Annotated in this window: 12 protein-coding genes; 6 read left to right on the top strand and 6 right to left on the bottom strand. The window is 67.2% G+C overall.

Translation table 11 applies throughout. The annotated features are described in order from the left end of the window. The first annotated feature begins 4 nt into the window (after positions 1-4). Positions 5-1,639, top strand: coding sequence for a dihydroxyacetone kinase subunit DhaK (locus J4O73_RS07020; protein WP_426215867.1), 1,635 nt, complete (start codon positions 5-7; stop codon positions 1,637-1,639). A 9-nt stretch (positions 1,640-1,648) separates the two neighbouring features. Then, positions 1,649-2,602 (top strand): D-2-hydroxyacid dehydrogenase family protein, encoded by a 954-nt coding sequence (locus tag J4O73_RS07015; protein WP_426215865.1) that lies wholly within the window; start codon positions 1,649-1,651, stop codon positions 2,600-2,602. A gap of 6 nt (positions 2,603-2,608) precedes the next feature. On the opposite strand, the gene J4O73_RS07010 is transcribed toward J4O73_RS07015, so the two are convergent. The 5 genes from J4O73_RS07010 to J4O73_RS06990 are packed head-to-tail and all read right to left on the bottom strand — an operon-like array spanning position 2,609 to position 7,132. Continuing rightward, positions 2,609-3,673, bottom strand: a complete 1,065-nt coding sequence (locus tag J4O73_RS07010; RefSeq protein ID WP_426215863.1) for an ABC transporter permease — start codon at positions 3,671-3,673, stop codon at positions 2,609-2,611. Then, positions 3,670-4,593 (bottom strand): ABC transporter permease, encoded by a 924-nt coding sequence (locus J4O73_RS07005; protein WP_426215861.1) that lies wholly within the window; start codon positions 4,591-4,593, stop codon positions 3,670-3,672. The genes J4O73_RS07010 and J4O73_RS07005 overlap by 4 nt, the downstream gene beginning before the upstream one ends. Continuing rightward, positions 4,590-6,182, bottom strand: a complete 1,593-nt coding sequence (locus J4O73_RS07000; RefSeq protein WP_426215859.1) for a peptide ABC transporter substrate-binding protein — start codon at positions 6,180-6,182, stop codon at positions 4,590-4,592. Before J4O73_RS07000 ends, J4O73_RS07005 begins: the two co-directional genes overlap by 4 nt. Next, entirely contained in the window at positions 6,182-6,619 is a 438-nt protein-coding gene (locus J4O73_RS06995; RefSeq protein WP_426215857.1) for a GlcG/HbpS family heme-binding protein, read from the bottom strand. Before J4O73_RS06995 ends, J4O73_RS07000 begins: the two co-directional genes overlap by 1 nt. A 12-nt stretch (positions 6,620-6,631) precedes the next feature. Then, positions 6,632-7,132: a GAF domain-containing protein gene (locus J4O73_RS06990; protein WP_426215856.1), complete on the bottom strand. Its 501-nt coding sequence runs from the start codon at positions 7,130-7,132 to the stop codon at positions 6,632-6,634. Between the two features lie 339 nt (positions 7,133-7,471). Between J4O73_RS06990 and J4O73_RS06985 the strand changes: the two genes are divergently transcribed. Genes J4O73_RS06985 through J4O73_RS06970 form a run of 4 tightly spaced genes read left to right on the top strand, consistent with a single transcriptional unit; the run spans position 7,472 to position 10,477 of the window. After that, complete coding sequence (locus tag J4O73_RS06985; protein WP_426215854.1) at positions 7,472-8,512, top strand: ABC transporter substrate-binding protein; 1,041 nt, start codon at positions 7,472-7,474, stop codon at positions 8,510-8,512. A 10-nt stretch (positions 8,513-8,522) separates the two neighbouring features. Next, positions 8,523-9,278, top strand: a complete 756-nt coding sequence (locus tag J4O73_RS06980) for an ABC transporter permease (RefSeq protein WP_378975157.1) — start codon at positions 8,523-8,525, stop codon at positions 9,276-9,278. Next, a complete protein-coding gene (locus J4O73_RS06975) occupies positions 9,266-10,024 on the top strand; it encodes an ABC transporter ATP-binding protein (RefSeq protein WP_426215852.1) in 759 nt (252 codons plus the stop codon). Before J4O73_RS06980 ends, J4O73_RS06975 begins: the two co-directional genes overlap by 13 nt. 27 nt (positions 10,025-10,051) lie before the next feature. After that, positions 10,052-10,477: a TIGR01244 family sulfur transferase gene (locus tag J4O73_RS06970; protein WP_426215850.1), complete on the top strand. Its 426-nt coding sequence runs from the start codon at positions 10,052-10,054 to the stop codon at positions 10,475-10,477. A 121-nt stretch (positions 10,478-10,598) separates the two neighbouring features. Here the strand turns inward: J4O73_RS06970 and J4O73_RS06965 are convergent, their stop codons facing one another. Further along, positions 10,599-12,665, bottom strand: coding sequence for a TonB-dependent receptor (locus J4O73_RS06965; RefSeq protein WP_426216007.1), 2,067 nt, complete (start codon positions 12,663-12,665; stop codon positions 10,599-10,601). Between the last annotated feature and the right edge of the window lie 141 nt (positions 12,666-12,806).

Raw genomic sequence — 12,806 nt, 5'->3', positions numbered from 1 at the left:
CGTCATGGCTCGCACGCTCGGGCACTTCATTGAGGCGCGGGACAGCCTCGTCACGGACGCCATCGACGGCCTCCTGGCCTCGGGCGGCGGCACGCTCGCGCGGCTCGATGGCTATCCCGATATCCGCGTGGTGCTCCGGGCCGAGCGGGACGCGGGCAAGGTCGCGGTCATTTCCGGCGGCGGCTCAGGTCACGAGCCCGCGCATGCCGGACTCGTCGGAGCCGGTTTGCTCGATGCGGCGGTCTGCGGCGATGTTTTCGCCTCGCCCTCGGCGGATGCCGTTCTGGCCGGTATCCTGGCGGTGAGCGGTCCGGCGGGATGCCTCGTCGTCGTGAAGAACTACGCGGGCGACCGGCTGAATTTCGGCCTCGCCGCAGAGCGGGCGCGCGGCATGGGAATCGCCGTCGAGACCGTGCTCGTTGCGGACGACATCGCCCTGCCCGGCGCCACGCAGCCGCGCGGGGTCGCCGGGACGCTGTTCGTCCACAAGGTGGCAGGCCATGCCGCTGCCTCTGGCTTACCGCTGTCTGAGGTCGCGGCGCGGGCCCGGCGAGCGGCATCGGCGGCGCGCTCCTTGGGCATCGCGGTCTCCACGGCGACGATCCCAGGCTCGCGCCGGGCCGAGCGCATGGAAGAAGGACAGGCCGAGCTCGGCCTCGGCATCCATGGCGAGCCGGGCGCCGAACGCTTGGCTCTGCCCCCAGCGTCCGACCTCGCGCGGATCATGACGGAGCGGCTAAGCGCGACCCTGCCGGGCGAGGTGCCGCTGGCGCTTCTGGTGAACAACCTCGGCGCGACGACATCCCTTGAAATGCAGGTTCTGACGCGCGCGGTCCTCGCCACCGATCTCGGCAAACGCGTGCGCCTGCTGCTAGGCCCGGCGCCTGCCATGACGGCGCTCGACATGCACGGTGCGTCGCTGTCTTTCCTCGCTCTCGACGGCGAGTTGGAAGAAGCCCTTGTGTCGCCCGTTCCGGTGCCGCATTGGCCCATGGCCGTGAGGATCGCCGCGCCCCACGTCAAGCCGCTGCCACGCGGTCTCGAAGGTGAGCGTTTCACGCCCTCGCAGGATGAGACCGCGGCCGCGCGGATCGAGGCGGTGGCGAAGGCTCTCGTCGCGGCCGAAGCGGAGTTGAACGCTCTGGACGCCACGGTCGGCGATGGCGATACCGGCACGACCTTCGCGGGCGCCGCCCGTGCCGTCCTGGCCGATCTCGACAAGCTGCCCCAGGCCGATTCGCCCGCCCTCGCCCGTGCCCTGGCCGAACGGATCGGCCGGGCAGCTGGCGGATCGAGCGGTGTGCTCGGCTCGATCTTCTTCGCGGCGGCGGGGGCCTCCCTTGCCTCGGGCGCGGCTTGGCCGGAGGCGCTCCACGAGGGTGTGGCGCGGGTGCGCGCGTATGGCGGCGCGGGACCAGGTGACCGCACGATGCTCGACGCTTTGATCCCGGCGCTCGATGCCCTCAAGACCGGCGATTTCGCCTCGGCCGCCCACGCGGCCAGGGAAGGCGCCCGCGCCACCGCCGCGATGACCCGCGCCGCGACAGGCCGGTCGAGCTATCTCGCTTCCGGCGATCTCCAGGGCACGGAAGATCCCGGCGCGGCGGCCATCGCCATCGCCTTTGCCGCACTCACCTGAAAGCACGCCATGCAGACCTGCCTGATCCTCGACGACTACCAGAATGCCGCTCTGAGTTTCGCGGATTGGGCACGGCTCGCGCCCGCCGTGCAGGTCTCAACCGTGAACGCGTATATCTCCGACCGTGAGGCTTTGGTGGCGCGGATCGAACAGGCGGAGATCCTGGTGATCATGCGCGAGCGCACGCCCTTCCCGGCGGATCTGCTCGCGCGATTGCCCAAGCTGAAGCTGCTCATTACCAGCGGCATGCGCAATGCCTCCATCGACCTTTCGGCGGCACGGGAACGGGGCATCACCGTCTGCGGCACCGATTCGAGCCCGACACCGCCCACGGAATTGACTTGGGCGCTGATCCTCGGCCTCGCTCGACACCTCCCGCAGGAGGTCGCCAATGTCCGTAGTGGCGCGTGGCAGAACACTATCGGCACGGACCTGTCGGGCGCGACACTCGGCATCCTCGGCCTCGGTAAGATCGGAGCGCGCGTGGCCGCTATCGGACGGGCCTTCGGAATGCACGTGCAAGCCTGGAGCCCGAACCTCACCGAGGAGCGGGCGCAAGAGGCTGGCGCGACTTTGGCGCGTTCCAAGGAAGCCCTGTGCGAGGCGTCCGATTTTGTGACCTTGCATCTCGTGTTGAGTGACCGGAGCCGGAACATCGTCGGCGAACCCGAGCTACGGCGGATGAAGGACAGCGCCTTCCTCATCAACACATCCCGTGCCGGGCTCGTCGATCAGGCGGCGCTGGTGCGTGCCCTCGAAAAGGGTTGGATTGCGGGCGCAGGGCTCGACGTCTTCGACACCGAGCCCCTTCCTGCCGACAGCCCGTTTCGCCACCTGCCGAACGTGCTGCCCCTGCCCCATCTCGGCTACGTCTCGCGGGACAATTACACGCGCTTCTTCACTCAGGCTGTGGAGGACATCGAGGCGTGGCGTGCGGGGACCCCGGTGCGGCAGCTCGGCTGATTGCCTTCAGCGCGTCCGGGGATCGACCGCATCCGCGAGCCCATCGCCCAGCAGGTTCAGCGACACCAGGGTGGCGATGAGGAAAGCCGCAGGCGCCGCGAGCATGTGCGGCGCCGCTTCGATGGAGCGAGCGCCCTCCGCGATCAGCACGCCCCAACTCGTCTGTGGCTCCTGAACCCCGAGGCCCAGGAACGAGAGAAAACTCTCCAGCAGGATCACGCGCGGCACCAGCAATGTCGCCGCCACGGCGACCGGGCCCAGCGTGTTCGGCACGATGTGACGGAGCACGATAGCGCCCGGTGTCAGGCCGAGGGCCCGCGCAGCGCGGACGAAATCACGCTCGCGCAGCGAGAGTGTCTGCGCCCGGACGATGCGAGCCATGTCAAGCCATTCGACCGCTGCAATGGCCAGCAGCATCAGCACGAGGCTCGCCCGGAAGAACACCAGTAGCAGGATGACGAAGAACACGAAGGGCAGCGCGTAGAGCGCATCGACCACGCGCATCATCGCGGCATCCACGGCCCCGCCGGCGTACCCCGCCACCGCGCCGTAGCCGACACCGATGACCAGGGCGACGAAGGTCGCCGTCAGGCCCACCGCGAGCGAGACACGCCCCGCGACGAGGCTGCGCGTGAAGAGATCGCGTCCATGAATGTCGGTGCCCAGCAGAAAGTGAATGCGCCGCACCGGCATGTCGAGGACGAGACGCCGCCCGCTCTGCTCCTCAGCTACGATGACGGGCGCGCCGAACAGGTCGGAGCGTGGCAGATAGACGAGGCTGCGCCGGTCGATGGGCGTGTCGGCCGTGAGAGTCAGGCGCAGCCGGTCGCCCTCGCGCCGGGCGTCGGCCACGCTCGCCCTCATGCGGAACGCGATGCGATCCAGGGCTGGGCGAAGATGGTCCTCGTCGGGCTGAGCCGTCAGCCCGGCGGGGAGCTGGCGCAGGTCTGGATAGAACCGGTCTGGCTCGTGGCCGGTGAGCGCGGGTCCGATGAGACACGCGAGCGCGATGAGCAGCAGCACGCAGAGTGCCGCCACGGCGCCGCGTTCGCGAATAAGCCTCTTCATCATGTCCCAGCCCGCAAGCGCGGATCGAGCCATGCACAGGCGATGTCGGCGGCGAGGTTCAGTACGATGACGAGTGCGGCGACGAGGAGCACCACGCCCATGACGAGCGTGTAGTCGCGGTTGATCGCCCCTTCGACGAAGTAGCGGCCGATGCCCGGTAGGCCGAAGATGGTCTCCACCACCACCGAGCCGGTGAGCAGGGCGGCGGCCAGCGGCCCGAGATAGGCCACGACCGGCAGGAGAGCGCCGCGCAGGGCATGGCGCGTGACGCGGACGGGTGGAAGGCCGAAGGCGCGCATGGTTCGCACCGGCTGGGTGCGCAGCACCTCCGCAAGAGAGGCACGCGTGAGCCGCGCGAGCGCGCCGACTTGCGGGAGGGCGAGGGTGACGACCGGCAGAATGAGGTGGCGCCCATCGCCATCCTCCCAACCGCTCAGGGGCAGCCAGCGCAGGGTGAGCCCGAAGGCGATCTGCAGCAACGGCGCAACGACGAAGCTCGGCAGCGAGAGGGTGAGCGCGGCGCCGAGGCCGATGGCCCGGTCGATCCATCCCTCCCGCCGAAGCGCCGCGATGCAACCGAGCCCGACCCCGAGGATCGTGGCAAGGCCGAGCGCCAGGGCGCCGAGCGTCGCCGAGACTGGAAGCCCCCGCGCGATCAGCCCCGCGACACTCATATCCCGGAACGAGAAGGACGGGCCGAGATCACCCTGCGCCAGAGCCGCGAGGTAGCGACCGAATTGAGCGATCAACGGCCTGTCGAGCCCGTAGACCTTGCGCAGATTCTCCATGGCGGCCGGGGAGAGAGGCCGTTCGAGGTCGAAGGGGCCACCGGGCGCAAGACGCATCAGAAAGAAGCTCACCGCGACCACGGCAAGAAGCGTCGGGACGCCTTGAGCCAGCCGCCGCACGACGAGACCGATCATGAGTCGAGCCGGAGGTAACGGGTCGGCGCGGCGTTGCGCAGGTTCGGATGGTAGCCGTGAAGGCGCGGCGAGATCAGCGCCTTGGTCCGGTAATGCATCAGAGGAATCCAAGGCAATTCGTGCAAGGCGATCTCTTCCGCCCGGTAGAGCATGTCCGCCCGGCGCTTGAGGTCGCGTTCGGCGGCGCCTTGTTTCAGCAGCGCGTCGTACTCAGCATTCGACCAGTGCCCTGCATTGAATCCGTCATTCCCGGTCTGGAGCAGGAATAGGAAGTTTTGCGGGTCGGAATAGTCGGCGATCCAAGACATCCGGGCGATATCGAAATCGCCGCCGTCGCGAAGATACGCGAAATGCGTCTTCGCGTCGGTGTAGGCGAAGCGTGTGACGATGCCGATGTCGCGCCACATCTCCGCAAGCGCCACCGCCGTGTTGCGGTTATTGTCGCTCATGTTGAAGCGATACTCGACGCGCAGCGGGTTGGATTTCGGATCGAAACCCGCTGCCGCGAGCAGCCCCCGCGCCTCTTCCTCGTGATCGATGGGCAGACCCTGTCGACCTTCGATCTCGGGGGGCGTGCGGTAATGGTCCAGGCCATCCGGGCAAAGGGACCACGCCGGGCTCATCGTATCGCCGAACAGCGCCTTGGCGAGGTAGTCCCGGTCGATGACGAGGGAGAGGGCGCGGCGCACTCGTACATCGGAGAAGGGCGCCTTGCGCGTGTTCACCGCGAGTGCCGCGAGACCGAGCGCGGGCCCGAGCACCACCTGCGATCCGAACCGCGTGCGCAAAGCCGCCATCTGGTCGCCCGGCAGGTCGGCCAGGGAATCGATCTCCCCCGCCGCGTAGCGCCGCACCGCGCCCGAGAGATCCGGCGTGGGCAGGAAGGCGACCTTGCGGATCGCAAAGGACGACGCTTCGGGGTGGTGCGGATTCACCTCCAACTGGATCCGGTCGCCCGGCACCCGGTCGACGAGGCGGTAAGGGCCATTCGTGACGAGATGACCGGGCCGGGTGAACGCCTCGCCATGTTGAGCCACCGAAGCCGCATGAACCGGCGCCGCCGTCTGATGCGTCAGCAATTCCAGAAAGTACGGCGTCGGCTCTTCGAGGGTGATCTCCACCGTCGCCGGGTCCGGCGCGGAGACACCGAGACTATCGGCTGGCCGCTCACCGCGATTGATGGCGGCGGCGTTCAGGATCGGAAACAGCACCTCGGCGTATTTGGCCCCCGTAGCCGGATCCATGATCCGGCGCAGGGAGTAGGCGAAGTCAGATGCCGTCACCGGATCGCCGTTCGACCAGCGCCCATCCGGCCGCAGGGTGAAACGGTAGGTTCTGCCATCCTCGGAGACGGTCCAGTCCTTCGCTGCGCCGGGCACGATGGCCCCAAGATTGTCGTAGGTTAGCAGACCATCGCAGAGGTCGCGCAGGAGATGCGCCTCTGCGACGGTAGAGGATTTATGGGGATCCAACGTCTCCGGGTCGGCATCATTGCCGCGACGGTAGAGAGGATCTCCGGCCGCCGAGACCGGTCCGACGGCGGCGACGGCGGCGGCCCCGGCGAGCCAGTCCCGTCGCCGCAGGCGCATCAGGCCCCCGTCTCGGCCACGAGCCCGGCAGCTTCGATCCCCGCCACGGCGCAGATCTCATCGTTATCGGACGTGTCGCCCGAGATGCCGATGGCGCCGAGTAGACGCCCATCCTTGTTGCGGATCAGGACGCCACCCGGAACCGGGACGAGGGCGGCTGGCCCGGAGACATGGGTGACGGCTGCCACGAAATACGGCTGCTGTTCGGCCCGCGCGTGGATCGCCCGTGTGCCCATGCCCAGAGCCAGCGCACCGTTGGCCTTGCCGCTGGCAATCTCGGCCCGGCGGAGGGACGTGCCGTCTTCGACCTCGACGCATTTCAGCGCGCCGCGCGTATCGTAGACCACGACCGCAAGGGGTTTCAGGTTGCGCTCGCGGGCCGTGCGGAGGGCCGTCGCCACGACGATGCGGGCGGCTTCCAGACTCAGGTCGATCATCAGCTCTTCGGGTCAGCTTGGCGCGGACAGGCGCGAGAACGCGATTGTCGCCACCTGCGCCAGGATCTCAAGCCGTCTGACGGTGGAATCGTCGGGTTCGACATAGGCGCACCAATAGGCGCCCAAAGCTGCGACCGGCTCCGGTGCCCCCATGGGCACCATGGCGAGGCTGCGCATGGAGGTACGGCCATAGGCCACCTGCGGCACGCGTGGATCGTTCTCGAGGTCCGGAATGACGACTGTCTGGCGATGGCGCATGGCCCAGCCGGAGACGCATTCGTCCACCGGGAATCTCGCGCCGCGCCAGAGCGGCTCGATCGCGTCCTCCTCGACGTAGTGGCAGTCATCGCCTGCGCGAAGAACCACCGCGATCCCATCTGAGCCGACGATGTCTCGCGCGGTTTGCCGCAGGCACGCGACGATCTCGTCCACCGAGCGCGCAGCACTCAGCAGCTTGGCCGCATTGGCCAGCCTGACGCCCTGTTCGTCCTCACCTTCGGTGGTCAGCAACATTCCGAAAAACTCGCGATGAACCATCGCTCTACGGGACCCATGGGGTCCCACCACATTCCTCTTTTACTAAGCACCACAGCCGCGAACCCGTTCCACTGCCAAGTTCATAGCTTGGCTAGAGTACGGCCGGCCTGGTAACGCCTCAAGCTAATTGGCTCGGAAATGGCGCTCTGTGCCCTTAACGCTATCTGAATGCGATAACAGCGTTCCGCCGTCGAGTTGGTAGCGACCGACGTGGACAAGGGGCAGACCGCTGGCGTGCGCATGACCGGGCTTCTTGCCTTCCGGCAAGCCGATCCCGTAAGCGACAGCCTCTCCCCTGCACCGTCGGCCCGCACCATGTTCACGAGACGTCGCATTTTGAAGGCAGGCTCGCTCCTCGGCGCTGCCGCCCTCACCCAGCCGGTGCAGGCTTTCGCTCAGACGCGGGCTACGCCACTGACCGTGAAAGTCGGTCTGATCCCGATTCTGGCTGCTGCGCCGATCTATGTCGCCGAGAAGGAAGGCTGGCTGAAGGAAGCCGGTTTGACCCCAGCCGTCACGACCTTCGAATCCGGCCCCAACGCGATCCAAGCCCTCGCCTCCGGCACGCTCGATGTCTACGTGGCGGGCGTCGCGCCCCTCGTGGTGGCACGCGCCCGTGGCCTCGACATCAAGGTCGTCGCCTCGACGGCCATTGAGGAGAACGTCTTCATCGCCGGGCCCAAGCTCGCCCGTTTCGCCGAGCAGGATGTTCCCCCCGCCGAGGTGTTCAAGCGCTTCCGCGCCGCCATGGGCGTCCCGGCCCGCCTCGCCACGCAGCCCCTCGGCTCGGTGCCGAACACGACGCTCCAATACTGGCTGTGGGAGGTCGCGAAGGCCGATCCGAAGGACGTCACCATCGTGTCGATGGGCATCGACGCGACCCAGCAGGCCATCCTGGCGGGTGCCGTCGATGGCGGCACGCTGCGCGAGCCCGCCGTCTCCATCGTCACCGGGCGTAACCCCGAGATCAAACTGATGGCGCTCGGCGGGGAGATGTTCCCGAACCAGCCCGGCACCGTCGTCGCCGTCACCAAGGCGTTCCTCGACAAGCAGCCGGACGCCGCGCAGGCAATCGTCACGTCGATCGTGCGCGCGATCGACCTGATCGGCCGCGACCCCGCCCAGGTCACCCCGGCCATCGAGGGGGCGCTCGGCAAGGGGCTTATCGATTCCGCCACGATCCGGCGCGCCCTCGCCTCCCCGGCGACACGCTTCTCGGCCGATCCCCGCTCGATCGTCGACGCCACCGCCGCGATGCAGAAGTATCAGGTCAAGATCGGCGCCCTCGACCGCGACGTCCCCCTCGACGGCCTGTTCGACCCGCGCCTCTATGAGCGCGCCGTAGCAGCCAAGTGAAGCCGAACACGTGAAGGCTCATCCCCTCGCGGCTTTCCTGCCGCTCATCGGCCTCGTCGCCTTCTTTGGCCTGTGGGAAGCGGTGCCGCTTCTGGGGCTCGTGAATCCGGCCTTCCTGCCACCGCCTTCCGTACTGCCCGCCGCCTTCCTGCGCGAGCTGAGTTCGGGCCAATGGGCCGCCGCCATCGGCGGCAGCCTCGGCCATTATGTCCTCGGTCTGAGCATCGGCGTGGCGCTCGGTATCGCGGCGGGCACCGTGACCGGCCTGCTGCGGACGGCCGAAGGGCTGACCGCCTGGGTGGTGCGCGTGTTGCGGCCCGTGCCCGGCCTCGCCTGGGTGCCCTTCGCGATCATCTGGTTCGGCGTGAACCCGTCGGCGGCCGTGTTCATCATTGCCATCGGCGTGTTCTGGATCGTCTATTTTGCGGCCCATGGTGCGATCCGGGGAGTCGACCGCGACCTGATCGAACTTGCGGCGGCCTTCGGGTTCCGCTCGGCACCGGAGCGTCTGATCAAGGTGGTCTGGCCCGCTGCGATGCCGGGCATCCTTGTCGGTGTGCGCACCGCGCTAGGGCAGGCGTGGATGGCAGTGGTGGCCGCCGAGATCTTCGGTGTTCCCGGCCTCGGCCAACGGATGATGCAAGCCTCGACGCTGCTCGCGACTGACATCGTCGTGGTCTACATGCTGACCATGGCCCTCCTCTACGGGCTGATCGACGCCGCGTTCACCTTCCTCCAGGGGCGGATCCTGCAATGGCGGGCCTGATCGGCATACGGGGCCTTGCCCTCACCTTCACCCGTGACGGCACCCGGACGAAGGTGCTCGAAGGGCTGGATCTGGATATCGCCTCGGGCGAGTTCCTGGCCATCGTCGGCGCCTCGGGCGTCGGCAAGTCCACGCTACTGCGGGTGATCGCCGACCTCGTGAGGCCGAGCGAGGGCACGGTGACGGTGAGCCCCCCCGAGCCGGGACGCCGCTCCGTCGCCCTGGTGTTCCAGGATGCGCGGTTGCTGCCCTGGCGGCGCATCCTCGACAACGTTGCCTTCGGCCTCGAAAAGCTGAAGCTTTCGCGGGCTGAGCGGCGTGAGCGGGCCGAGAGTGCCCTGGCGCGCGTGGGCCTCGCCGATCTGGCCAACCGGTGGCCCTTTCAGCTTTCCGGCGGCCAGCGGCAGCGCGTCGCCCTGGCCCGCGCGCTGGCGGTCCAGCCGCACGTGCTCCTGATGGACGAGCCTTTCTCGGCCCTTGACGCCCTCACTCGCGAAGCGTTGCAGGACGAATTGATCCGCCTGTGCCGCGCGGCAGGCCAGACCGTGCTGTTCGTCACCCATGACATCGAGGAGGCGGTCTATCTCGCTGATCGCGTCGTGGTGCTGGCGGGATCGCCCGGTCATATTCGTGCGACGCACGTGATCGACACGCCTCATCCTCGCGATCGGACGTCGCCCGCTCTTCAGGAGATGGCACAGCGGATCCGCTCGGACCTGCTCCTGACCGACCGCGTCGCGGCCTGACGCTCCCCCGAGCCTAGGTGGTGTTTCGTGAAGCTGACCCCGATCACCGACACCTTCACGGTCGCGTCACAGCCCGAGGCAAGCGAGATCGCGACGCTCGGCGAGCACGGGACGAGGCTTCTCATCAACAACCGGCCCGAGCACGAAGAGCCGGACCAGCCTGAAAGCATCACGGAGGCCACCGCTGCCGAGGCCGCGGGCCTGCGTTATCGGCACATTCCGGTGACGGGCGGTTCGATCACGCGGGCAGATGTCGAGGCCTTCGGCCAGGCATTGCGCGAGGCAGGGGGCCCTGTCGTCGCCCATTGCCGGAGCGGAACGCGCTCTCTCACCCTCTGGGTGATCGGCGAGGTGCTGGACGGCCGCATGTCGCGAGACGACGTCATAGCGTTCGGAGCAGAGCGTGGTTTCGACCTCTCCGGTGCGCTTCGCTGGCTTCAGGCGAATGCCTGAGTTTGCCCAGAGCGGTAGCCGACCGAGTTGAGCCATCCCCGTCGAAGGATTCCCGGTCGTCATTGCTTCGCTGACGCTCGCAAAGACGGAGGCACATGAGCCAATTTGGTCGAAGACGGCTTTAGAACCGCCCGGCGAGGGTCAACCGCACGGCAGTGGGTTCGACCGGGTGGAAATGGCGGTCGGCAACGCCGGCCGCGTCCTCACCGGGCAAGCGGGAGACGTAGAAATAGGTGATCTGATCCGCCTTCGCGTTGGTGAGGTTGAGGACGTCGAGTGAGAGGCTGATCCCGCTTTCGAACAAGTAGCCGATCCGCCCGTTAAGGAGCGCGGTCGGCTTTGATCGGACTGAGTTATCCTCGATCAGCGGACGCGGGCCGAAATAGCGGAACCGCAGCGACCCGAACCAGCCGAGCCCCTCGCCGAAGGTGATCCCTGCCGAGGCGATGGTCGTGGGTGCCTCCGGCACACGGGCGCCGACGGGGTCGCGGTTCGAGAAGCGGGCGTTTGTGATGGTCAGGTCGCCTTCGAGCGCAAGCCACCGCGTAACGGCGTAATGGTTGGTCCACTCGATGCCGAAGCGGCGCGTGGGACGGCTTGGTTCGGTCGTGCCGGTATCGCCCTGGAAGAGGTTCTCCGAGGCAAAGTCGAGCTGAAACAGCGCGACCGATGTCTCTAACCCCGTGATCGAACGGTTGCGGATACCGATCTCTGACCCCGTCGAGGGGACGAGGAACGGCGAGCGCAGCACGTTAAACAGGGGACTCGCCGGATCGACGGTCGCCGTAACACCGCGCGCGTCGTTCGAATGAAAGCCCCCACCGTAATTCACGTAAAGTTCGGTATCATGCCAGGGGCCGAACACGGCGCCGAGCTTCGGGTTGACGATACCATCGCGGGCTCGCCCCGAATTAGCAGGCGTATCGGAGCGGACGTCCGCATAATAACCGTCGGCCCGGATGCCGACCGAGGTGCGGAACCAATCCGTCCAGCGCACGCGGTTCTCGGCATAGAATGCGGCGCTGGCTTCAAGAACAGTATCGTCCAGCACGGTCGAGCGGTATTGGCGCGTCGTAGTGTTGAACAGTCCGACCCGGATGTCGTCCGTCCGCGTCTGAAAGCCGATCTCGTTTTCCATCGGCAGACCGAACAGGTCGCCCTGGAACACGCGGGCAATCTCTCCGCCGCCGAGGACACGGCTATCGCGTTGGTGGAACTGGTCGCCGCCGACCGGGTCGTTGAGAAAGTATGTGAAGTTGTTCCAGAGGTTCATCTGGTAACGGATCACATAAGCCGAGGCGCGCGTGATGCCGCCTGCATCTGATTGGCTCCACCGGCCAGACAGGGAGAAACGGCCCGTATCGCCACCATCGCTTGGATCGAGGGTGCCGTAACGGCCGATGATTCTCTCCGCGACGGCCCGCTCGGGAATTTGGTTGGTGGCGTTCCACTTGGCCCAATAAGCCATGCCGGAGACGGCGAAGCCGTCCAGGGCCGTACCTTGACTGTAGCGGATGACGCCGTTGAACTTGCGGAGCGCGTCCGGCACGGTCCAGGGCCCGTCATAGGTCTGCGCCTCGCCCGCCACCAGCAGGTTACCTGCGCCGAGCGGCGTGGACGCGGCCGAGAGCCCCCGTTTCAGGCCGAAGCTTCCGAAGGTCGCCAGCGAAATGGTGCGATTGAGCGTGTCGAGATAATCGATCCGCACCGACCCGGCCGAGGCGAAATCGCCGTCACGGACGAAGTAAGGTCCCTTGTGAAACTCGACGGCGCCGACCAGCTCCGGAATGAGGAAGTTGAGGTCCGCGTAGCCCTGACCATGGGCGTGGGTTCGCATGTTCACCGGCATGCCATCGACACTGATGGCGATATCCGTGCCGTGATCGAGGTTGAAGCCGCGCAGGAAGTACTGGTTGGCTTTGCCCTCGCCCGAATGCTGCGTGATGATGAGGCCGGGGATCTCTTCCAAAATCTCGTCGGGACGTGTGACCGGGCGACTGTTGATCTGCGCGCCCGTAATGATGCCTGCGCTGGCCGCTTCGACAGGCTTCAGGACACCGCCGCGCCCGGTGATCCCCCCGACATACGCCGCGGAGGCGTTCGGCGTGGCCGAAGCTGTCGCTGCGGGTGCCTCGGCGATGACCGAAATTTCCGACAGACTCACCGCCTGCTCGTTGGGTGCAGCCATGGCAGCGCCCGCATCGATGGACAGGGTCGCCGCTCCGCCAAGCAACGCCATCCGAACGGCGTTCTCCCGAGGACTGCTTGGTAGGGCCAAGGGCATTCCATCACATCGGTGGCGCTCCGATCACTATGCGCGGAGTAAGCA

It is taken from the genome of Methylobacterium sp. NFXW15 (genome assembly GCF_049887755.1).
Taxonomy (GTDB): Bacteria; Pseudomonadota; Alphaproteobacteria; order Rhizobiales; family Beijerinckiaceae; genus Methylobacterium.
Note: the sequence above shows the minus strand (reverse complement) of the source record. Positions and strands in the feature narration are given on the sequence as shown.

Bases quoted from the DNA above. Each gene is read 5' to 3' on its own strand.
- J4O73_RS07020 (WP_426215867.1), top strand. From the start codon at position 5: ATGGCTCGCACGCTCGGGCACTTCATTGAGGCGCGGGACAGCCTCGTC.
- J4O73_RS07015 (WP_426215865.1), top strand. From the start codon at position 1,649: ATGCAGACCTGCCTGATCCTCGACGACTACCAGAATGCCGCTCTGAGT.
- J4O73_RS07010 (WP_426215863.1), bottom strand. From the start codon at position 3,673: ATGATGAAGAGGCTTATTCGCGAACGCGGCGCCGTGGCGGCACTCTGC.
- J4O73_RS07005 (WP_426215861.1), bottom strand. From the start codon at position 4,593: ATGATCGGTCTCGTCGTGCGGCGGCTGGCTCAAGGCGTCCCGACGCTT.
- J4O73_RS07000 (WP_426215859.1), bottom strand. From the start codon at position 6,182: ATGCGCCTGCGGCGACGGGACTGGCTCGCCGGGGCCGCCGCCGTCGCC.
- J4O73_RS06995 (WP_426215857.1), bottom strand. From the start codon at position 6,619: ATGATCGACCTGAGTCTGGAAGCCGCCCGCATCGTCGTGGCGACGGCC.
- J4O73_RS06990 (WP_426215856.1), bottom strand. From the start codon at position 7,132: ATGTTGCTGACCACCGAAGGTGAGGACGAACAGGGCGTCAGGCTGGCC.
- J4O73_RS06985 (WP_426215854.1), top strand. From the start codon at position 7,472: ATGTTCACGAGACGTCGCATTTTGAAGGCAGGCTCGCTCCTCGGCGCT.
- J4O73_RS06975 (WP_426215852.1), top strand. From the start codon at position 9,266: ATGGCGGGCCTGATCGGCATACGGGGCCTTGCCCTCACCTTCACCCGT.
- J4O73_RS06965 (WP_426216007.1), bottom strand. From the start codon at position 12,665: ATGGCTGCACCCAACGAGCAGGCGGTGAGTCTGTCGGAAATTTCGGTC.